This window comes from Motiliproteus sp. MSK22-1 (assembly GCF_001968815.1).
GTDB lineage: Bacteria > Pseudomonadota > Gammaproteobacteria > Pseudomonadales > Balneatricaceae > Motiliproteus.
Genome location: NZ_MIEQ01000046.1, coordinates 57644 through 78713, shown reverse-complemented (window position 1 = coordinate 78713; position 21070 = coordinate 57644). Strand labels below are relative to the sequence as shown.

The window sequence follows — 21070 nt, the reverse complement described above, 5'->3', positions numbered from 1 at the left end:
TTATAAGTTACTGCACACCCTGGCTGCGCAGGTAATCTTCATAGGTACCACGGAAGTCAACAATACCTGTTGGCTTAAGTTCGATAACACGAGTGGCCAATGAGGAAACGAATTCGCGATCGTGGCTGACAAAAATTAACGTTCCAGGATAATTTTCCAGAGCAAGGTTCAGCGATTCTATCGATTCCATATCGAGGTGGTTGGTAGGCTCGTCCATCAGCAATACATTGGGTCGTTGCAGCATAAGCTTGCCGAACAGCATGCGCCCCTGCTCTCCACCGGAAATAACCTTTACCGATTTGCTAATTTCTTTCTGTGAAAACAACAACCGCCCCAGCGTCCCGCGAATGACCTGCTCATCATCCCCCTCTTTACCCCACTGCCCCATCCATTCCAACAGTGATTTCTGGTCTTCAAAATCAGCCGCATGATCTTGTGCATAGTAACCAAATTGTGCGTTTTCTGACCATTTAATGGTGCCGTTAGTCGGCTCAAGAGCCCCCGACAGACATTTGAGCAACGTCGTTTTTCCGATGCCGTTAGGGCCGATTACTGCTATTCTTTCGCCGACCTCAACCATTAAGTCCATCCCAGAGAACAAGTTCTGGTCATAGCTTTTGCTCAGTCCTTCAACTTCCAAAGCCAGGCGATGAAGCTTTTTGTCCTGCTCGAAACGAATAAATGGATTTTGTCTGCTGGATGGCTTTACTTCTTCCAGCTGGATTTTATCAATACGCTTGGCACGAGACGTTGCCTGTTTTGATTTTGATGCATTGGCAGAAAAGCGACTAACGAAGGATTTCAAGTCAGCGATCTGTGCTTTCTTTTTTGCATTGTCTGAGAGTAAACGCTCTCTTGCCTGAGTCGCAGCCGTCATGTACTCGTCATACGAGCCAGGGTACAGACGTAACTCGCCATAATCCAAATCGGCCATATGAGTACAGACACTGTTCAGGAAGTGCCTGTCGTGGGAAATAATAATCATCGTACAGTTTCGGCTGTTTAACACCTCTTCCAGCCAGCGAATGGTATTGATGTCCAGGTTGTTGGTCGGCTCGTCCAACAGCATGATATCCGGATCTGAAAACAGGACTTGAGCCAGAAGTACACGTAACTTCCAGCCTGGAGCCACTTCACTCATTGGACCGAAATGCTGCTCAACCTCTATCCCGACCCCCAGCAATAACTCACCAGCCCTGGATTCTGCTGTATAACCGTCCATTTCCGCAAATTCAGACTCCAGCTCCCCCGCCCGAATACCATCCGCCTCCGTCATTTCCGGATTGGCGTAAATGGCATCACGCTCAGACTTGACTGCCCACAACTCTTCGTGACCCATAATTACTGTATCGATAACACTATATTCTTCGTACGCAAACTGGTCTTGTTTCAGCTTACCTATTCGTTCATTGGGATCTTTTGATACGTTGCCTGATGTGGGCTCCAGGTCCGCACCCAGAATTTTCATAAAGGTAGATTTGCCACAACCATTGGCACCAATCAATCCATAGCGATTACCTTCGCCAAATTTAACAGATACACCTTCAAAAAGTGGCTTTGCGCCAAATTGCATGGTCACATTCGCGGTTGTAAGCAATGTTTTATTCCGATTTAAGTGAGCTGATTAATACGGTCCGAAAGACCTGGGCATCCAGGAGAACGGAGTCAAGGAAGGCGCGCATTATGCCAATATACCCGCGCCGGGGAAAGTACCAGACCACCTCTCAATAGCAGATAAGAAAGAAGTAAGCCGGTGTCGGCATTCGTCTTGTGCTGAAACAGTATCCAACAGAGCTTTTTGTCGCTGCAAAAACAAGATGCATCAGTGTTAAAAAACCACACCTGATTATAAGCTCGTCGCGGTTAAATCATCGTAGCCAGCCTGTCATTGAGCCGTTGAGACAGGCCGCTTACCACTTCCGCCCGGGCTTGTTCTATTGCATGAATAAAGCAGGAATGATTTGCCGAGCCATGACTTTTGATAACAACCCCTTGCAAACCCAGCAGGCTCGCGCCATTGCGCTTAGATGGATCAATCAACTCCTGTAACTCTTTTAACACGGGAGCAGCCAGCCATCGTAATGCTCGCCGGTACAGGGACTGATTGAACGCAACATTGAGAGAGCGTCCCATTAAGCGGGCCAGTCCTTCGCTGCTTTTAAGCGCAATGTTACCGACAAAGCCATCACAGATAACGACATCCGCTTTTCCCGCATAAATATCATTACCTTCTATATAGCCAATATAATTAAGCTGGCTGTGTTCCTGGATTAATCGGGAGGCCAGTTTAACTTGCTCGTTCCCTTTGACCTTCTCAGTGCCGACGTTCAGCAATCCGACTTTAGGGTGCTGGCGGCCATCAACTGCCTCGGAAAGTACTGACCCCATCAGTGCAAATTGAAAGAGATGCTCAGCACTACAATCCACATTGGCGCCCAAATCCAGCATATAGCAATGTCCTTCCCGGGTCGGTAACTCGGATGCGATTGCAGGGCGATCAATTCCGGCATGAGTTTGTAACAGGTAGCGTCCCATTGCCATCATGGCCCCGGTATTGCCTGCACTGACGCTGGCATCAGCAATTCCTTCCGAAACCAGCGCAATAGACCGATAGAGGGATGATGCTTTTCGTTTTCTAAGAGCAAGAGAGGGTTTTTCATCCATACCAACAACTTCATCAGTATGAATCACTTCAAGATTAGTATTGGCAGAAGCAGAATGCTGATTGATCAGAGAACGCAGTTGATTCTGATCGCCGACCAGAAGTAAATGACAGTCGTTGTAACGGGTGAGGAATTCTAGAGCGGAAGGAACAATTACGTGGGGACCGAAGTCCCCACTCATCGCATCAATAGCAAGGGTGCATTTAGCAGCCAAGCTTATTCTGCGTCTTTAGCTACCACTTGACGACCGCGGTAGAAACCGTCGGCAGTGATGTGGTGACGACGGTGAGTTTCACCAGTGGTCGCATCTTGAGAAAGTGTGCTAGCAGTCAATGCATCATGTGAACGACGCTGACCACGACGAGAACGAGTTACTTTACTTTTTTGAACAGCCATGGCTTAGCAGCTCCTGAACTAATGTTTGTAGCCCTTTAACTGGGCTAATATTCCAAATGGATTCTCTTTACTGTCGTCTTCCGGTTTCGCATTAGGATCCATGAATTCTGTCTTAACTTCACAATCCTCATGAGTGGGAATCAGTGGAAGAGTAAGAATTAACTCATCTTCTATTGCCTGATTCACATCCAATGCGTTATCAACAACGATTAGCGGGTCATACCGCTTTGGCAGTATTTCAGCTGCCTCGTCGTTTTTAACGATGCCCAAATTGAGCTCAGCTCTAAGGGTCATCGCTACCGGTTCCAGACAACGCTGACAAAGCATCCGAACTGAAACTTCAGCGATCCCACTCAGGTAACGAATTTTTTCTTCGTCAATCCCAAATGTTAGGCTGACATCTATATCTCCCTCCGCGTCAACCAAGTAGCTTACTAATCGGTCCAACCGTTTTAGCGGTAAAGAACCTTCATAACTAAGCCCTTGATCGGCAGATCGCCGAGGGTCTATTTTGATCGGTAATGGGGCCTTCGACATAAGCGCGCAATAATAGGGGCCAAACCCTCTTCTGTAAAGGGGGAAGCCGTTAAAAAGGGAATAAAAACGAGTAAGATAGAGGTTCTTTACCAAAACCTAGTACTTACCGCAGAAATTATAACATGACTCCGATCATTCTCGCCTCTACTTCTCCCTATCGAAAAGCTATTTTAAAAAAGCTTCAACTGGACTTTCAGACAGACTCGCCCAATATTGATGAAACCCCTCAAGCAGAAGAGTCAGCAGAACAAACAGTACTTCGCCTGGCATCTGAAAAAGCCAACGCAGTGGCAAAGAAACATACACGGGGCCTAATAATAGGATCAGATCAGCTGGCTACTCTGGGAGATAAAACACTTGGTAAACCAATAACTCACGAGAATGCATTTAAACAACTTCAAGCCTGCCGGAATAATACGGTAACTTTTTTAACAGGGTTGTCCGTTATAAATGCAGAGAGAAATTCCGAGACCCGTTGCGTAGAAGTATTTAAAGTCCATTTTCGTAAACTTTCAGATCAGCAGATAGAACAATATCTGATAAAAGAGAAGCCCTATAATTGCGCAGGCAGTTTTATGTGTGAAGGCTTGGGTATTTCTTTATTTGAACGCTTGGAGGGGGATGATCCGAATACGCTTATTGGTCTGCCGCTGATACGCCTGGTTAGAATACTGGAGGACGAAGGGGTATGCGTGCTCTAAGAAACCTGTGAAAAGAAACTGAAGATTCAGGGAAGTGATGGCCGGTTTCGGCCATCACTTTTACCAGCATATTAAGGAACCTTCGAATAAGTCCATTAAGTTTCAGCAAACCCTCCGGGGTCCGAGGGACTTGTCTGCTGTGGTCATTAGTACAGAGGCGATAGATTTTTTAAACCTAACTCCACTGCAAGCGTTCGCGCAAAACTGGTACTGAAACGTTCAACAACGCGCTCCAACGGGCTCAGTTCAGGGGTGAAATTAACAATATTCTCTTCACCGACAATATCTCTTGCGACATAGCCAGCACTGCCCAAACCATCAATAAGCCCCAGCTCCAATGCCTGCTCGCCGGTCCAGATAAGTCCGCTAAACAGTTTGGGATCGTCTTTTAGTCGATCGCCTCTTCCTTTTTTAACCTGTTCGATAAATTGATTGTGAGTGGTGTTAAGAACCTGTTCCCAAAATTGCTTTTCAGATTCTTTAAGTGGCTTAAAAGGGTCAAGGAATGCCTTATGCTCCCCTGCATTAAAGACCCGTCGCTCGACACCCAGTTTTTCCAGCACGTCAACAAACCCGAAACTTGACGAGATCACACCAATAGATCCAACCAGACTGGCCTTATCGGCATAAATTTCATCAGCTGCTGCGGCAATGTAGTAGCCACCGGAAGCGCCAAGATCAACAATCACGCTATAGACTTTAATATCCGGATAGCTGGCTTTCAGCCGGACAATTTCATCATACACATAACCCGCCTGAACAGGACTGCCTCCCGGGCTGTTTATACGCAAGATAATTGCAGCCGTAGCTTCGTCTTCAAATGCCTTTCGCAACGCGGTCACTATGGCATCGGCACTTGCCTCCTCACCTTCAGCAATCGTGCCGTTAACGTCCACCAGGGCGGTGTGACGCTCAGCAATGGCTTTATCCAGACTGAAGAAATCCCCCGGAACCAACAAAAACAAGGCAACAAATAGATAGATGAACGTCAAAGACTTAAAAAAGATCCCCCAGCGGCGTGAGCGACGCTGTTCAGCATTAAGCCCCATTATCAGCTTTTCAATCAGACGCCATTCACGAGAGTCCCGCTTCTTTTGATCAGACGCTGATGCTTGCCCGGGGTTGTCGTCCGCTGGCTTCTCTACCAGCCCCGCTTCTGTCTGAAAGGCGCTTTCATTGGCGTTACCCCCATCGGTATCTGTCTCCTTTTTCGGGCGATTCCAAAGATCTTCACTCATGGCTCACTATCCTCTAATTTGAAACCGGGTCAGGGTTCGTGTTTCCAGCCAGCGTACACTCAATGACCGCTTTTTTATCAGCTGCAGGTTCGCTGGTTTGTGAGAGCAGCCAGGATTCAAGTTCAGAGAAGTGGTCAAAAATAGCCATGGGGTTGTGGTTCTCCAAACGCTCGACAACATGAGCCCCGTAAGAAACACCCAGAGAGTTCATCCCGGCATTGGTTGCCATTTCCAGATCGAATTCAGTGTCCCCAATCATTACAGATTCGCTGACATGATGACCACTGCAGGCCAGAATTTCCTCTAACATAAGCGGATCTGGTTTTGAGCGGGTCTCATCCGCACAACGGGTAAACTCAAAGACATCCCTAAGACCGGTCACAGCCAGAACCCGATCTAAACCCAAGCGACTCTTTCCTGTCGCTACGGCCAAACGAAAACCCTGATCCCTTAACCGTATCAACCCATCCTCAACTCCCGGGAATAGCGCAGTGGGGGTATCATCAGCTTTGATATAGTAATAAGAATAGCGCTCTCGCATCTGTACCATCCCTTCCTGATCGATATCGGGATAAAGCTGCATCAGAGCCTCAGGCAACCCCAAGCCGATAATGTTCCGAATAGGTTCTGCCGGCAAACGGGGCAATCCCAATTCAACAGCGGCTTTTTGCATACTGGAAATAATCCGGTCAGCGGAATCAATGATTGTTCCATCCCAATCGAAAATCAGCAATTTAAACAACGAATACTCCTCGGTGCGCGGCAGTATCTCTGCCCGCAAAACATCAAATGAACTACAACTACCGCATCTTAACGACTAAGCGCTCTCGGCAAAACCCTGAGCGTCAGTCTTTAACGACAGAACATAAATAACAACCAAGAAAGTCAGAAAGACAGCCATTAATCACCTATGAAGTAATCATATCTGATTGCAGGTTCTGGCAATACTCCAGAGGGATGACTTAAATCAAGGATTCTCAACTGGCGGGCCGGCGCCCTGGCAAGTATCTGGTCATTTCTGCTATTGGTCGCCACTTCTCTTTACGGTATTCTCTAGGCCGATAAGCCCATTATTTATATATCGTCATATTATTGATTTTCTACACATCTGGAGCCACTAAATTGAGTGAATTACACGGATATTACCTAGAAGACCTCGAGGTAGGTATGTCAGCCTCCTACGCCAAGACCGTTTCGGAGTCTGATGTTTATACGTTTGCTGGAATCACCGGCGATAACAACCCAGTGCATATTAACGAAGAGTTTGCTGCCACTACTCAGTTTAAGAAGCGTATCGTTCACGGCATGTTCAGCGCGGGGCTGATATCAACAGTACTCGGTACTCGTCTGCCGGGACCCGGCGCTATTTATATCGACCAAACCCTTAAATTTAAAGCGCCTGTCTATATCGGCGATACCGTCACAGCGACCGCTACCGTTGAAGAGATTGATGTTCGTCGCCGCCGAGTGAAACTAAAAACAGTCTGCACAGTGAATGACAAAGTGGTTGCTCAGGGGGAGGCGACCAATATGGTGGATTCTCGAGCTTAACTGCTGAGTGCTCCTTGGTTCGCTACGACAACAGGTTAACTCGTAGCTATAGTCCAGCGTTACAATAATTTGTCTGAATACGGAAGTGGCAAATCAAGCCGATTATACTCTCAGCAAGCTCTTTGCAGGACGGAGCCTCAAAGAGCCTGCTTGCAGACTCCCAAGCTAACAAGGAAATCTACATTATGTTAATCAAAGCAAACAACTCTTGCCTGCTAGTAGTCGATATCCAGGAAAAACTGGTCCCTGCCGTACACGAAAATCAGCAGTTGATTCAAGCATCAAAGTGGCTTATCGAAGTCGCCAATATTATCGGTGTACCCGTCCTCACTTCAGAACAATACCCCAAAGGGCTAGGCGGTACGGTAGCAGAAATCGATCAGCTGGTATCTGATGAAGGAAAGATGGATAAACTTCATTTTTCCTGTGGATCAGATTCTGACTGCCTTAAAAAGATACTCTCTACAGCTCGTGATCAGGTTGTCATTGTTGGAATGGAAGCCCATGTTTGCGTACTGCAAACTGCAATGGAGTTAAATTCCAAAGGTAAGGATGTTTTTATTGTGGCGGACGCTGTTTCATCCCGGAACCCATCGGATAAACAACTGGCTCTTGAAAGGATGCGCCAGAACGGGTTGCAGATTGTCAGTCGCGAAATGGTTGCTTTTGAATGGATGGAAAAATCAGGCACTGACATTTTCAGAAAAATCAGCACAGAATATCTACGCTAACCTGGCGCTATTCCGGAATTGAAAATAAGTGATACCACTCAAATTTTATTTTGATACATACACCTGCTAATCACAGAAAACCGCTGAACAGCCTCGCAATGCAGAAAACTTCTGTGACAAGCAGGTGCTCAAAACATCATAGCCTGATGAAAAACAGCGCTATTCAGATTCGCTCCAGATGCGCAGCAAAGTCTCGAGGTGAAGGAACGCCTATCAACATCTTTTTCTGCAGCTTGCCATTGGGATCATAGAACACCAATGCCGGAGGCCCAACGATCTGATAGCGCTGGTAGAGCTCCTTGGCATCCGCATCATTGGCTGTAACATCCACCTTGATCAGGCTGAAACGGCTCATTTGTTGCTGAGCGGCAGCATCGGCAAAGGTGTAAAACTCCAGTTCCTGACAAGAAACACACCAGTCTGCATAGAAATCCAACATTACGGGCTTATTATCCAGCTGAGCTTGAGCCAGCAGCGGCTCCAGAGCGCGGTAAGAAGTGACTTTGGTAAACTGTGGCAAGGATGCTTGAGCCTGTCCTCCGCCAGCAAACCCTTTCAGGGGATAAACAACACTACGGTTCCCACCGGCAGCACCTATCAGTAGCGCACCTCCGTAGATCAGCAACAATATTCCAACACCTTTACCGAAACGCTGTAGCCCACTGGCTGTGTCTGTGAGCCCATCCAGAGCCTTCAGGTAAATCGCCGTGACAACCAGAATCACTCCAGCCAGCACCATAGTAACCGCTGTCGGCACTATCCGATCAAGCATCCAAACCGCCATCAGCAGCATTACAACGCCAAAAGCAGACTTTACTCCGTTCATCCAGCTGCCTGCCTTGGGAAGCAACTTTCCAGCAGAAGTGCCGACCAGTATCAGCGGTAATCCCATGCCAATACTCAAAATAAATAGCGCAACCCCTCCTAAGACCGGGTCACCTGTCTGCCCTATAAAGATAAGGGCACTGGCTAAGGGCGCTGCCACACAAGGCCCGACGATCAACGCCGACAAAAAGCCCATGACGACGACACCGGCAACCTCTCCACCTTGCTGGCTGCGACTCAGTCTGTTGAGCGAGTTCTGGATGCCTTGTGGCATTTCCAACTGAAAAAAGCCGAACATCGATCCGGCGAAGACCACAAACATCAAACTGAATATCGAAATAACCCAGGGGTTCTGGAAAGCTGCCTGGAGGTTTTCTCCAAACAAACCAGCGAATACACCAGCCAACGTGTAGGTCACGGCCATTGAAAGGACGTATATTACCGACATGGCGAAAGCACGCTGTGGAGTACTATTCTTCTGGCCTGCTATGACACCGGCCAGTATCGGAATCATAGGGAAGACACAGGGAGTCAGGGATAAAGCAAGACCAGCTAACAAAAATGCAGAGAGAATTAAAAACAGGTTTCCCCCGGCCAGCACCTGAGAGAACTGCGTTTGGTCCGTTAACGAAAAATCAGAAACAACGGCCTCAGTAGTAGCGGCATTAATGCCGGCTGGGGCGATGACGCTTGCTCGCATCGGGGCCAGACCGTCGGGCTTGACGGGCACCTGGTTAACCACCAACTCCTTGGTCACCGGTGGGTAGCAAATGCCACCATCCCAACACCCTTGATACTGAATTTTTACCACCTCATTAACCGGCCTATCCATGGTGCTTTTGAGATTGATAACAACCTCAGCCTGATTGTAATACACCAGCACATTACCAAAGAGAGGATCTTCCTTTGGCTCTGCTTCAGCATAGCGGCTGTCCAGATGTTCAACCTTATCGGTGGTTATAACCTTGATTTTGTCCTTATAAAGGTAATAACCATCCTCAATCTCCCAGCGCAGCTGATAAACCCCTGCCCCCGTTTCCACCCCGGAAAAGATATAGGCCTGCTCAACATCCAGAGGACTGTCTACCGACCCTGAGAGGCGATCAAACAGTCCTTCAGCATAAACCCCACCGCTAAACAGGACCAACAGCCACGGGAAAAGTCGTAGATAGATACGGGAGAGATTGAAGCTATTCAACTGCGTTTCCTGCTAACAATGGATTCAGCTAGATTGACTACGAAAGTACAGTTTTGTTTCATCGGAATTGATTTCTTTATGCCCAAGGCATCAATCACAACCACTCATCCGTACGACGGCGCCGCTTAGGAAGCTTGGGGATCATAAGCCCGAGAATAATTCCGATAATGGCTACTGCTCCGCCGTGTAGAAACCAGCCCATCAGATTTTTGTCGTCCATGCCATCAATTTCAGCCTGCAATCGAACGATCTGATTTTCCAACTGCGCCAGCTGAGCGGTTGATTTGGCCCTGGAGTCATTAATTTTACCCAGCTCCCCTTTGCGCAACTGATTAACCCGTTGCAGCTCAGCGGTGAGCGTTTCGATCTTGCTCGCCTGCTCAACCTGTATTTTCTTGCTGGCTATCAGCTCCTTCTCGACTTCCGGGAGGCGCGCTTTAACACTTTTCCCGACTTTAAGATAACGCCCATCAATCCACCCCTGCACCCCTTTATCTGTGCGTACCTGGACATATTTAGTTTCATTATTACGAGCGAGTAGCGTTAAAGGAGTGCCACTATTGACCCGAGCCTTGATCTTGTACTGATTGCTGGGGCCGCGATGCATGTATATTTTGACTTCATCGGTAACATGATAAGACTCAGCGCCAAAGGCTGAAATCGCGTAGAAAAATGATAATGACAAAAGGAAAGTGCTTCGTAAGAAAGAGCCGCGCATAGATTTGGTACCAAGATCCCGATTTCGAAGTAAAACAATGATTAACATTAAGGACAAAACAGCCTAAAAACACAATCGCGGGATTATAGCAGGCCGGACGCATTGATTTAAGCTCATTAAAGCTCTCGGGCTATAACTCCTGCATTTGTCTGCGCTTCAGCTTGATTATCCTTCACATTCAGAACAGGCAGACACTTTTCCTGACGGATCAGCCCCACCACCACTGACCGGAGTTGGATGCCATAAGATAGCAAAAGTTTCATCGGGTACTGAAAATCCTGATAGAAGGATTGATTCGCTAAAGGGATCTGCTTATCCGATACAGAATTCTCATCAAGAAAGCACTGCAGAAAACAAGCTGATCATTGAGGCTGAGCTATATTTCCGCGCCAATCCACTGCTAAAAGTACAGCCAAATAGGACCCGACTAAAGTCTTATAAATACCGTCCTGTTGGTGAATATTTGAACAACGAGAGGATGCTGATAATTGCCTCGCCGTTATTCAAACTAAAACTCCTTATATCGGGGCTGACATGAAAAACAACAAAACGATGTTGTCATTAGCTGTAGCTGCTGTATCAATGGGCATCACCGCGCTGGCTAGCGCTGAAATTACTCTTTACGACAAGCAGGGGACGACCTTCTCTGCAGACGGTCACTTTAACGCTTTCTTCGTTCAGACGGAAACTGACTTAACTGACGCAACCATCGCGGCAAACACCGCAACAAACACTGCGCTAGGTAATAACGCTCTCCCCGTCGGTGATGAAAAACAGAGTCGAGTACGCATGGGGTTTCTGCCCAACTGGATTGGATTCAACGTAACTAAGGAAATCGACACACTAAAACTAGGTGGGCGTTCTTCTTTTTGGGTAACCATCAATGATGGTCATAACAGCGTCACTGATACCGCCATTGATGTTCGTCAGTTCTACGGAACCGTTGACGGAAGTTTTGGGCAAGTACTGTTTGGTAAAGACTTTGGTCTTTATGGTCGCACAAATATCTTTAATGATGAACTGCTGCTGGGTACCGGCACCCCCATGCCGAATACCGGAGGCGTAACATTCGGCAATATTTCTACTGGCTACCCTTATGCAACTCCAGTCGCTCAAATCACTTACCGCACACCGGTAAAAAACGGCTTCCAGCTGGCGCTGGGCGTAATGGATCCGGATAGCGGTGAGAGTGTCGAAAGCAACCAGAATCAATCGGCGCGCTTTGAAGGTGAGCTTACTTACAACACTGACTTCGAAGGAGGAAAGTTCTCTGCATGGCTGGGGATGGCAAGCGGTGAGTCCGCTACAGAAGGAGTCGACGCTACAGGTGTCGCGTACGGTGCTCGCGTCTCCTCTGGAGGCTTTCAGCTTACTGCGTCGGGATTTGATCAGGAAGGAATCTCCCCAGTGCTGGCGGACTCAACACTATCCGCTGAAACTGACTCAGATGGCTACCTGCTGCAAGCATCCTATTCAGCTAACGGTCATAGGTTTGTAGTGTCACACGGAGAAACTGAGACCGGTTCTGCCAACGCCATTCAGGAGCGGGAAACCAATGCCATCGCCTACTTTTACGATGTAAACAGCAATCTAAAACTAATAGCCGAGTATGATGCATTTGAAGATGAATCAGGAAATGCTATTGATCAGCTGGCATTTGGTGCGGCTCTAAGCTGGTAGTCAAAAACCTGAACCCAACCTGACAGTCAGGGGGCCTGTGAATGAGCCCATTACATTCTCTGTGGACTCTAAAGCGGAAGACAGCGGAGCGAAATGACAAGTCCTTTTCCAGCTGTTTGACATCGCAGATGAGCACCCTGGAGCCAACCCCTTCGGGGCTATCAGAGACCGAATGGGCCTGTTCATTGGTTCCTTAGCCTGGCCCCTTCACCAGGACAGCTGTCATTATTCAATATAACAAACAATGTGGTTTGCAGAAATCGAAACCAGCCGAAGACAGGCATAAGCCATATGTCATTGGGAATGACACCGAACGGCTGGCATCCAAACGAAATACTTAGGTCGCTGTTTTGGCCCCTTCACCGGAGCAGCGACCTTTTTTTATGGACAACTTTTTTATAAAACGACTTTATAGAGTCCTCTCTCTTACAAAGACTGTTGGGAGTAAACCAACGCACAACTGATATTCTTTTGTCTTCAAATTCATCTTGATTTTGCCTGTCCCTGGCGACTCTCATTATTGACCATTTCAGCACAGGCTGCGTATAACGCCCGACTGGCGATGCCGTACTCGCCGGGTGAAACCAATACGGCCCTCCCTCGTTGAAACACCTGCACATCAACCAAAATAGCATTCGCAGGGTCTCCAACGATGACTGCACTGGCTTTAGCTGGCTTACCACTTAAAACAATGGGGGCAGTGATCTGCATGATTAAGTTCCCTCGTAAATCTGCAGTTAACGAATGATTAATAAGATCTCGTTTTTAACTCTCTTCTTAAGCACCAAACCCGAAGAGTCTGGCAAAAATTAAAAATAGATTAAAGTGCTAGCAAACGCTCCACTCTCGACAAAAGGATAGATAGCTATCATTTTTTGTCAAGTTAATTATCAATATTTGACAAATAGCCGTTAAAAACGACAGCCCCACCCGATTAGCGAGTACCTGAGACGAGGTGCTGCAAAGCTGAGTACCTGCAACGAGATTCTGGGTTACGCAGGAGGAGAAACAGATAGCAGGAGACAAAAGGTCGGGGTGCTTAAGCAACCCGACCCTTAAATTTGACAGATAACACTAACGACACGACCGATAATGTTAATTTTTTCTATATCTTCAGGACTGATAATTTCGTCTTTGTAAGCAGGAGAAGCATTGTCGAACTGTATTTTCCAGGCCCCAACAGATGTTTTTACAAACCGCTTTACCTGCAGCTCATCATCAACCCTAAAAGCGTAGACTCTTCCGTTAGCAGGTTGTTTCTGATTGGTATCCACCAGCAAGGTGCTGCCGTTGTCGATTTTGGGCGCCATACCGTCGCCCGTTGCATAGGCCACAACCAATCCATCAGAAGGAAGATTGTTCATCGCCAGCCAGGCTGTTGGAAAAGGCATATGGTCCTGGATCGCTTCATCTTCAGGCTCTGCCTGCGTTGACCAGGGTAACCGATCACTATACAGAGGAACGTAGTAGTACCCATCACCCTCAGCAATCTGATTAAAAGTCCCTTCAGAAATAGTATTCCTGTAGCCGGGTTCCAATTCACTGAGATGACAGTTAAACGCTTTTGCCAGGCTCAGCAAAGTAGGCGCTTTAACGTCCGCCGTGGGATCCTTTTCTATCTGCCCTACTCGACCGCGACTTATACTGATTCGACTGGCCAGCTCCCGCTGAGTCCAACCGCGCTCTTTTCGTAGTGCTCGTATTCTTTCACCTATACTCATGTTAGCTATCTTACTAGCATTTAAAGATAGTTTGGGTTGCTTTTTTAATGTAAGCAAACTAGCATTTCAGCAACTATGACATTGGTGATGGAGATACTAATGAGTAAACGCATTCGAACAGAGGATGCTGTAAATTATTATGGTGGACGCGGCAACGGAGGGGTTCGACGACTTGCTGCCGCACTGGGCATTACCCATGGTGCTGTCTGCCAATGGGGCGAATACCTCCCCGCTCTGCAGGCCTACCGGCTCGAAGAAATTACTCAAGGCCATTTGAAATCCAAAAAGGAGCCTAAGACTGACGTGTAAAATCGGGAAAATGCCAATTCCCTAATTTGTCACTACCATCACGGATTAAAATGGAACTTTCAATTCATGCACTGTATCAGCAAACCTCTCCCCTCATCGGTGATTGGTACAAACCTTTTGTATAACGTTGGTGCTTTGGTAACCGTCCATTTGCCGCCATGATTCCATATAGCAACTTCCTATCGCTGTTTCAAACCCCGCAAACTGAGTTATCATTGCGAGCACTTACACCCAAGAACCGTTCCGGAACCTTAGCTCTTGGTCATCATAAGGATGCGCTGTTGAAAACTCTGTTCGATATCCAACCGCTATTGCCTGCGATAGCCAGTGGTCGTCTGGTTCTGACTCCGAACAGGCGCCTTTCGGCCAAGGTTTTGGCGGCTTATGCTGAGCACCAATCGCTTCAGAATGAAAAAGCCTGGCACACTCCGCGAGTGATGCCGCTTGAAGGCTGGATTCAGCAACAGTGGCTGGAGTATCAGGACAGACGCCCTGCGGAACCGCTGGGTATTTTGATGGATAACCGGCAGGAGCTGTTGCTTTGGGAGCAGGTTGTGCTCAGTGACCGTGAAGCCTCTCCTTTATTAAAGCCCTCTGGAGCGGCGGCTCAGGCTCAGAGCGCCTATAAGACCTTGACGCGTTGGCAGCAAACTGTCAGTTCTGAAGCCTATCTGGAACATCAGAGCCCGAATGATATTTTTTCCCGCTGGTGCGCTACCTTTGAGTCTATTCGAGACAAAGATTCTCGCTTGGTCGCCGCTCAGGTTATTGAATATTTAATTGAGGAATTGAACGATAATCCATCATTAAAAGAGCCTGAAATACATCTGGTAGCGTTTCAGGAGCAGCCTCCTCTTTACGAAAAACTGCTAGAGAGTCTATCTGACACGATTGTTCGGGTACAACAACCTTCAAGAAACAGGTTTAGTGGCCTGGTTCAGCGCTCAGGGGTTGATGATGAATTGCAATTGGCGGCTCAATGGGCCCGTCAGGTTGTGACACATTCTCCCGACGCGACCATAGGGATAGTTGTTCCTGATCTCAGCATTCAGCGGGCAAAAGCCGAACGGATATTCCGTGAGGTGTTTGAGCAGGGATACGATCAACCTGAGATTCCGGCTGATGCACCAACTTTTAATATGTCTATCGGCATCCCTTTGCTGCAGGCCCCGGTTATCACTAGCGCCCTGAAGCTGTTAATGATGAAAACGACTCCTATTCGGTTGACTGAATTACCGGCTTTTCTGTACTCAGCGTTTATACCGGGGCTGAATCAGGAGCTGGAGTCCAGAGTTGAGTTTGAATATTTGTTGAGAAGCCGGGCTAAACCAGAATTCAGTCTTGCCGAACTGAGCGAGTATTGCGGAACCCTTACTAATCAAAACCGGACTCAGGAAGTCGAGCGGCCTGGAACAACCTCTACGCAGGAGGTCGGTGGCCAGTTCAGCCAGGGATCTCTTTTCCAAGCAGATGAAATGTTGATGTCAGATAATCAGCCAACTGCTGGTTGTCCTGCCTTACTGAAAGTGTTCAACGTTCTACAGCAACAGCGCTATCCTGACAGAGAGAGACCCGGTTATTGGTCCCAATGGCTTCACGGACTTCTGCTCTCGTTAGGGTGGCCCGGTGACAGAACCCCCAACTCTCTTGAGTATCAACAAATAGAGCAATGGTACGAATTGCTTTCCAGCTTCTCTCGCTTTGATGAGTTAACCGGTAAAATCAGCTTGGCTGAAGCCCTTAAACTGCTCAGTAAAGAAACGCAGGCTAGCATTTTTCAACCCAAAACGACGGACTCTCCTGTACAGATTCTCGGCCCTCTGGAAGCAGCCGGGCTGGATTTTACTCACCTGTGGTTAATGGGGCTTAGCGATGATTGCTGGCCTGCTCCACCCAGCCCTAACCCTTTGTTGCCGGTCACATTCCAGCGCCAGCGGAAAATGCCCCACGCAACGCCAGAACGGGAGCTGGAGTTTGCCGCTCAACTGACACAGAATTATCTGGAAAGTGCGGAGATTGTAATATTCAGCTACCCCGACATGAGGGATGATCAGCAATTACGACCCAGTGCCCTGATCAGTCATCATTCTTTACTGTCTGTGGACCAGATTCCACTTAAAACCCTGAGCCGGGTGGATAGTCAGGGTCTGTCCGATTCCGTGATCTGCTTTGATCATCAGCAACAACTGCCTGCTATTGCTCAACAACAGCTGAACACAAGCCCGTTGGAATTAGTTGATACTGGAACCGCACCTGCGGTGTCTGAACGGGAACGTGAAGGCATCCGAGGCGGTAGTGCTTTACTTAAAAACCAGGCCCTTTGTCCTTTCAGCGCTTTTGCCATCAATCGACTCAATGCTCGGCCATTGGAAAGTGCGGCAGCCGGTCTAAGTGCCGCAGATCGAGGCAACATGCTCCACAATGCGCTGGAAATTCTTTGGCGAGAGCTTAAAACCTCAGCAGCGCTTGCTCATAAAACAGAGCAGCAGTTGACCCGGCTTATCGACCAAACCTGCGCAAAAACACTTATCCCGTTCAAAGCCAAATCCCCCCGCTGGATGGGGGCGCGATTCTGGTCGATCGAGCAAAGGCGGTTAAGTAGCCTTTTGCATAACTGGCTAAACGTGGAAAAACAACGAACCGATTTTAAAGTGATCGCCATTGAACAAACCTTAAAATCAGAACTTGGCGGTTTACCCCTTACGCTGAGAATTGACCGAATAGATCAGCTGAGTGATGGTTCCATAGTATTGATCGACTACAAAACGGGGGAAAGCAAACCTCGAAACTGGTGTGGGGAAAGACCTAAAGAACCTCAATTGCCGCTATACGCTGTATCGAGCCGCAAGCAGACATCCGCCGTCAGCTTTGCACAAATAAACGTTAAGGCCACCGAGTTCAGAGGTATCAGCAGTGGTGAAAAACCAGCACCAGGAATCCTGCCAGCGTCACAACAGCGGCTGGAGCTTCCAGAAGACTGGCCACAACTCCTGGACCACTGGCACTCCGTACTGGAAGCCCTGGCTCTGGATTTTATGCAAGGAAAGACCCCCGTTGATCCGGTCGATAACAGTGCATACAACTACACAGGATTAGAATCATTGAATCGTTACTTTGAGTTTGAGCAGTTGTCAGAGTCTAAAGCCGATCAGACAGCCCCCGCCAGCCCAGAGCAAACAGGTAGCCGTCATGAGTGATCTCCCGGCGGATCACCGGCAACGCCTGCGTTGTTTGCAGCCCGACCAGTCCTTTTGTGTCCGCGCCCCCGCAGGTTCAGGAAAGACAGAACTGTTAACTCAGCGAGTACTGGTATTACTGGCTTCAGTTCAGAAACCTGAAGAAATACTTTGCATTACGTTTACCCGTAAAGCCGCCGCAGAAATGCAGGACCGTATTCTTCAGGCATTGCGCTGGGCTGCGACAACAGACGAACCCGAGTCCGGTTACAGGCAACAATCCTGGCGGCTGGCCCAGGCAGCGCTTGCCCAGGACCGTCAACTAAACTGGCAGCTGTTGAATAACCCTTCTCGATTACGCATTCAGACAATCGACGGTCTTTGTGCACGATTTACCAAAAGTCTCCCGGCACTGTCCAACTTTGGTGCTCAACCGGACATCCTTCAGGACCCATTTCCGATCTACCAGCTGGCAGTCCAGCGATTATTGGAGCAACTGGAAAGCGATGAGGCTATTGCTACAGCATTAGAAAAACTATTGCTTCATTTGGACAATCAAATTGAAGTGGTGGAACGACTGTTGATTTCGATGCTGGCCAAAAGAGACCAATGGCTGGGACTGGTCGGTGCAGGAAACTCAATCCGTGACGCCCGCTCTCTTTTGGAGCAGGCATTGCAGCGCCTGCTCCAAGAAGAGCTTGATGAGCTTAGTCATCAACTGAATCCTTTTGAGTCCGACCTGGTTATGCTGCTGGATTACGGAGCGGGTCATCTCCAGCAGGAGGAAAGTACCTCCAGTATTCCGTGCTGTATCGGTATTCGTCAACTTCCTGCCTGTCATGCCAGTGAATTGCCCCTGTGGCGTGGCATCGCAGAACTTCTGTTAACGGACAAGGGTGAGTGGCGAAAAACGGTTAACAAGCGCCAAGGCTTCCCCCCGGGGAGCAATAAGCTTGAAAAGGAACAGGCGAAAGCTCGAAAGTCTGAACTGATGGAATTGCTCGGTCAACTCCAGGAACAGTCAGGACTGCTGGGGCGCCTGGCTCGTATTCGCATACTGCCCACCGATCAATATGATGAAAAGCAATGGGCACTACTTGAAGCACTTACTGTGCTTCTTCCTCACCTCGCCGCGCACTTATTAATCAGCTTCTCTGAGCGGGGTGCCGTAGATTACCCTCAGATTACCAGCGCAGCGTTAGTTGCATTGGGTGATGATGACAATGCCACTGATCTGTCGCTGATCCTTGATTACCAGATCCATCATATTCTGGTGGATGAGTTCCAGGATACGTCAAGCCCTCAGATTGAACTGTTACAGAAACTCACCCGCGGCTGGGAGCCTGGAGACGGGCGAACTTTGTTTATCGTCGGTGACGGTATGCAATCCTGCTACGGTTTCAGAGATGCCAACGTGGGCTTGTTTCTCGATGCTCGTAAGCATGGTCTGGGGGATGTGCAACTGGAAGCTTCAGATCTCTGTGTAAATTTCCGATCCCAGAGAGCGGTTGTGGAATGGGTCAATCACACTTTTCGGGAAGCCTTTCCTGAGCAGGACGATATCAGTCGTGGTGCAGTCAGTTACGAAGATTCTGTTGCCTTTAACGCAGCACTGGACGGAAAAGCAGTCATTACCCGTATTTTTGTCGGTTATGAAGATCGTCGTGCCGAAGGTGAAGAAGCGGCAATGCTTGTTCGTAAAGCGCTGGACGAAAATCCTGATGGAAGCGTTGCCATTCTGGTTAGAAATAGATCTCACCTCAGACAAATATTGCCTGCACTCAGGGACGAAGGCTTGCGTTGGCAAGCGACTGATCTGGACAGTCTGGCTTCCAGAATGTGGGTTGTCGATCTCATTTCATTGTTACGGGCGCTGTTAAACCCAGCCGACCGAATTGCCTGGTTGTCGGTATTAAGGGCTCCCTGGTGTGGCCTCAGCAATGAAGATCTTTTGTCTGTTGCCGGTGGGGACGGCAAAAGCCAGAGTATCTGGGGGCGCCTCAGGCATTGGCAATCTCTTAAGCTATCAGAAGATGGCCGTGAAAGAATAATCTCCATGGCAGCGATTCTGGAATCCAGCTGGGAGAATAAACAACGCAAGACGCTACGCAACTGGATAGAAGGGACCTGGCTTGCACTCGGAGGAGCCGCAGCATTAAGGACTCCAGCCCAACTGGGTGATGTACAACGAGTATTTGATCTTCTGGATCAGCATGATCATGGTGCGCTGCTGCTTAATGATGATCTGTTTCTCCGGGATCTGGAGCGGCTGTACGCAGCCCCTGACAGCGATGCAGATCCACGCATACAGGTAATGACCATACATAAGTCCAAAGGATTGGAGTTTGATACGGTTATCCTGGCCGGGTTGGACCGCTCCCCTCGCGCAGAAGATAAGCAATTACTCTTGTGGCAGCAGCGACTTAATCAAGATGGCGGTCAGGACTTGTTGCTCGGGCCTCTGGCTGCAACGGGAGAGGAGGAAGATCCACTTTATCATTACCTGAGCAAAGAACTGGCCTTGAAGAATCAAATGGAGGGAACCCGTTTACTCTATGTTGGAGCAACACGCGCGATAAAACGATTATACCTGCTCGGCCATCTTAATCTCGATCCTAAAACAGAACGGCCCAAGCCGCCATCCAGTCGATCTTTACTGGCTTCTATCTGGCCTTCTGTTAAAGAAGAAGCGGAAATTATTCTGCCCCAGGAGCAGCGACCAACAGCGGCTAACAACCTGTTAAAACGAATTCAGCGGATCCCCGTTGACTTTAAGCCAGTCAGCATTGTCACTGAAAATCTGTTACTGACAGAGCAATCAGCACCCGCATACCTTGAATCAGAAGATAACCTGCCCACTCAAAGCTGGCAGCAGAATTTACGGCATATAGGCACATTAACGCATCGTATTTTGCAGCAACTGGTCATACATAATGAGCTGTATGGGGATCTGCTTTGCGGTGAACCGCAGCATCTGGAGGATTTTCATCCGGCCTGGTCACGACAGCTTAGACAACTGGGTGTGCCCGGGCACCAGTGCGCTGAAGCCGTTATTCAGGTTCATCAATTGATCAGCAACACCCTGGCTGACGAGAAAGGCCGTTGGATTCTGGACCCTAACCATCGCCAGAGCGCCTGTGAACTGCCCATCAGCTACGATAATGGCTTTCAAATACAGCATCTTATTATTGACCGAACCTTTATTGACAGCCAGGGCACACGCTGGATTATCGATTACAAGACAGCAGAAGCTGCTAATGAAAGTGATTTTTCCTTATTTATTGAACAGGAAGAGCAACGCTATAAGAAACAGCTCTCCAGCTATTGTCGAGCATTAACAGCCATGGAAAGCAATACGGTCAAAGCTGCACTTTATTTCCCCGAGAGTGGTTACTTTCACGAGTTGTCCTTATAGATCCTGACACGAGTTGTCTTTATAGATCCTGAAAGTACCCCTGGCTCAGCCAATATTGCTGAAAATAGGCGAACCTAAGACTTTTTGTCGTCTCGCATTACACTGCTGCCAGTAATATGATACAAATTATGGTTTTTAATAGGTGCTCCATAAGAAGAGGCGCCAGCATAAAGAATTCTCTGGATTAATCAATGCTCAGATCAAATCGGGT

At 48.3% G+C, this 21070-nt stretch carries 18 protein-coding genes; 7 read left to right on the top strand and 11 right to left on the bottom strand.

The window, feature by feature from the left end:
• Nucleotides 1-7: 7 nt before the first annotated feature.
• From BGP75_RS13735 to BGP75_RS13720, 4 genes are all read right to left on the bottom strand, one after another.
• Nucleotides 8-1597: an ABC-F family ATPase gene (locus BGP75_RS13735; protein ID WP_076719402.1), complete on the bottom strand. Its 1590-nt coding sequence runs from the start codon at nucleotides 1595-1597 to the stop codon at nucleotides 8-10.
• Between the two features lie 266 nt (nucleotides 1598-1863).
• The gene (plsX, locus tag BGP75_RS13730; RefSeq protein ID WP_076719401.1) at nucleotides 1864-2877 is read right to left on the bottom strand and encodes a phosphate acyltransferase PlsX; all 1014 of its coding nucleotides are present in this window, start codon (nucleotides 2875-2877) and stop codon (nucleotides 1864-1866) included.
• Nucleotides 2878-2879: 2 nt separating this feature from the next.
• A complete protein-coding gene (rpmF, locus tag BGP75_RS13725) occupies nucleotides 2880-3059 on the bottom strand; it encodes a 50S ribosomal protein L32 (RefSeq protein WP_076719400.1) in 180 nt (59 codons plus the stop codon).
• Between the two features lie 18 nt (nucleotides 3060-3077).
• Nucleotides 3078-3596 (bottom strand): YceD family protein, encoded by a 519-nt coding sequence (locus tag BGP75_RS13720; RefSeq protein ID WP_076719399.1) that lies wholly within the window; start codon nucleotides 3594-3596, stop codon nucleotides 3078-3080.
• Nucleotides 3597-3718: 122 nt separating this feature from the next.
• Between BGP75_RS13720 and BGP75_RS13715 the strand changes: the two genes are divergently transcribed.
• Nucleotides 3719-4297 carry a nucleoside triphosphate pyrophosphatase gene (locus BGP75_RS13715; RefSeq protein ID WP_076719398.1) on the top strand — a complete coding sequence of 193 codons (579 nt, stop codon included), beginning with the start codon at nucleotides 3719-3721 and terminating at the stop codon, nucleotides 4295-4297.
• Between the two features lie 146 nt (nucleotides 4298-4443).
• Here BGP75_RS13715 and sppA read toward each other — a convergent pair whose 3' ends face one another.
• Together sppA and BGP75_RS13705 are read right to left on the bottom strand one after the other, a co-directional pair.
• The gene (gene sppA / locus BGP75_RS13710; RefSeq protein WP_083704816.1) at nucleotides 4444-5535 is read right to left on the bottom strand and encodes a signal peptide peptidase SppA; all 1092 of its coding nucleotides are present in this window, start codon (nucleotides 5533-5535) and stop codon (nucleotides 4444-4446) included.
• A gap of 13 nt (nucleotides 5536-5548) precedes the next feature.
• Nucleotides 5549-6277, bottom strand: a complete 729-nt coding sequence (locus BGP75_RS13705; protein ID WP_076719397.1) for an HAD-IA family hydrolase — start codon at nucleotides 6275-6277, stop codon at nucleotides 5549-5551.
• Between the two features lie 380 nt (nucleotides 6278-6657).
• Here BGP75_RS13705 and BGP75_RS13700 point away from each other — a divergent pair, with 380 nt between their 5' ends.
• Together BGP75_RS13700 and BGP75_RS13695 are read left to right on the top strand one after the other, a co-directional pair.
• A complete protein-coding gene (locus BGP75_RS13700; RefSeq protein WP_076719396.1) occupies nucleotides 6658-7086 on the top strand; it encodes a MaoC family dehydratase in 429 nt (142 codons plus the stop codon).
• Between the two features lie 185 nt (nucleotides 7087-7271).
• A complete protein-coding gene (locus tag BGP75_RS13695) occupies nucleotides 7272-7817 on the top strand; it encodes a hydrolase (RefSeq protein WP_076719600.1) in 546 nt (181 codons plus the stop codon).
• Between the two features lie 163 nt (nucleotides 7818-7980).
• Here the strand turns inward: BGP75_RS13695 and dsbD are convergent, their stop codons facing one another.
• The 3 genes from dsbD to BGP75_RS27055 form a co-directional block, all read right to left on the bottom strand.
• The gene (dsbD, locus tag BGP75_RS13690) at nucleotides 7981-9840 is read right to left on the bottom strand and encodes a protein-disulfide reductase DsbD (protein WP_076719395.1); all 1860 of its coding nucleotides are present in this window, start codon (nucleotides 9838-9840) and stop codon (nucleotides 7981-7983) included.
• A 94-nt stretch (nucleotides 9841-9934) separates the two neighbouring features.
• Nucleotides 9935-10525: a TIGR04211 family SH3 domain-containing protein gene (locus tag BGP75_RS13685; protein ID WP_158070113.1), complete on the bottom strand. Its 591-nt coding sequence runs from the start codon at nucleotides 10523-10525 to the stop codon at nucleotides 9935-9937.
• A 149-nt stretch (nucleotides 10526-10674) separates the two neighbouring features.
• The gene (locus BGP75_RS27055; protein WP_158070112.1) at nucleotides 10675-10821 is read right to left on the bottom strand and encodes a hypothetical protein; all 147 of its coding nucleotides are present in this window, start codon (nucleotides 10819-10821) and stop codon (nucleotides 10675-10677) included.
• 271 nt (nucleotides 10822-11092) lie between these two features.
• On the opposite strand from BGP75_RS27055, the gene BGP75_RS13680 reads away from it, so the two are divergent.
• Complete coding sequence (locus tag BGP75_RS13680; RefSeq protein ID WP_076719393.1) at nucleotides 11093-12238, top strand: porin; 1146 nt, start codon at nucleotides 11093-11095, stop codon at nucleotides 12236-12238.
• A 483-nt stretch (nucleotides 12239-12721) separates the two neighbouring features.
• Here BGP75_RS13680 and BGP75_RS13675 read toward each other — a convergent pair whose 3' ends face one another.
• Together BGP75_RS13675 and BGP75_RS13670 are read right to left on the bottom strand one after the other, a co-directional pair.
• The gene (locus BGP75_RS13675) at nucleotides 12722-12949 is read right to left on the bottom strand and encodes a hypothetical protein (RefSeq protein WP_076719392.1); all 228 of its coding nucleotides are present in this window, start codon (nucleotides 12947-12949) and stop codon (nucleotides 12722-12724) included.
• 344 nt (nucleotides 12950-13293) lie between these two features.
• On the bottom strand, nucleotides 13294-13959 hold the full coding sequence (locus BGP75_RS13670) for a LexA family transcriptional regulator (RefSeq protein WP_076719391.1): 666 nt from the start codon (nucleotides 13957-13959) through the stop codon (nucleotides 13294-13296).
• 99 nt (nucleotides 13960-14058) lie between these two features.
• Here BGP75_RS13670 and BGP75_RS13665 point away from each other — a divergent pair, with 99 nt between their 5' ends.
• From BGP75_RS13665 to BGP75_RS13655, 3 genes are all read left to right on the top strand, one after another.
• Nucleotides 14059-14268: a Cro/CI family transcriptional regulator gene (locus BGP75_RS13665; protein ID WP_083704815.1), complete on the top strand. Its 210-nt coding sequence runs from the start codon at nucleotides 14059-14061 to the stop codon at nucleotides 14266-14268.
• Between the two features lie 281 nt (nucleotides 14269-14549).
• Nucleotides 14550-17465, top strand: coding sequence for a PD-(D/E)XK nuclease family protein (locus tag BGP75_RS13660; protein WP_233152923.1), 2916 nt, complete (start codon nucleotides 14550-14552; stop codon nucleotides 17463-17465).
• Nucleotides 17458-20859 carry an exodeoxyribonuclease V subunit beta gene (locus BGP75_RS13655; protein WP_076719389.1) on the top strand — a complete coding sequence of 1134 codons (3402 nt, stop codon included), beginning with the start codon at nucleotides 17458-17460 and terminating at the stop codon, nucleotides 20857-20859. Before BGP75_RS13660 ends, BGP75_RS13655 begins: the two co-directional genes overlap by 8 nt.
• The last annotated feature ends 211 nt before the right edge of the window (nucleotides 20860-21070 follow it).

Coding starts and splice junctions, on each gene's coding strand:
- rpmF (WP_076719400.1), bottom strand. CDS start 3,059: ATGGCTGTTCAAAAAAGTAAAGTAACTCGTTCTCGTCGTGGTCAGCGT.
- BGP75_RS13720 (WP_076719399.1), bottom strand. CDS start 3,596: ATGTCGAAGGCCCCATTACCGATCAAAATAGACCCTCGGCGATCTGCC.
- BGP75_RS13715 (WP_076719398.1), top strand. CDS start 3,719: ATGACTCCGATCATTCTCGCCTCTACTTCTCCCTATCGAAAAGCTATT.
- sppA (WP_083704816.1), bottom strand. CDS start 5,535: ATGAGTGAAGATCTTTGGAATCGCCCGAAAAAGGAGACAGATACCGAT.
- BGP75_RS13695 (WP_076719600.1), top strand. CDS start 7,272: ATGTTAATCAAAGCAAACAACTCTTGCCTGCTAGTAGTCGATATCCAG.
- BGP75_RS27055 (WP_158070112.1), bottom strand. CDS start 10,821: ATGAAACTTTTGCTATCTTATGGCATCCAACTCCGGTCAGTGGTGGTG.
- BGP75_RS13680 (WP_076719393.1), top strand. CDS start 11,093: ATGAAAAACAACAAAACGATGTTGTCATTAGCTGTAGCTGCTGTATCA.
- BGP75_RS13675 (WP_076719392.1), bottom strand. CDS start 12,949: ATGCAGATCACTGCCCCCATTGTTTTAAGTGGTAAGCCAGCTAAAGCC.
- BGP75_RS13670 (WP_076719391.1), bottom strand. CDS start 13,959: ATGAGTATAGGTGAAAGAATACGAGCACTACGAAAAGAGCGCGGTTGG.
- BGP75_RS13665 (WP_083704815.1), top strand. CDS start 14,059: ATGAGTAAACGCATTCGAACAGAGGATGCTGTAAATTATTATGGTGGA.
- BGP75_RS13655 (WP_076719389.1), top strand. CDS start 17,458: ATGAGTGATCTCCCGGCGGATCACCGGCAACGCCTGCGTTGTTTGCAG.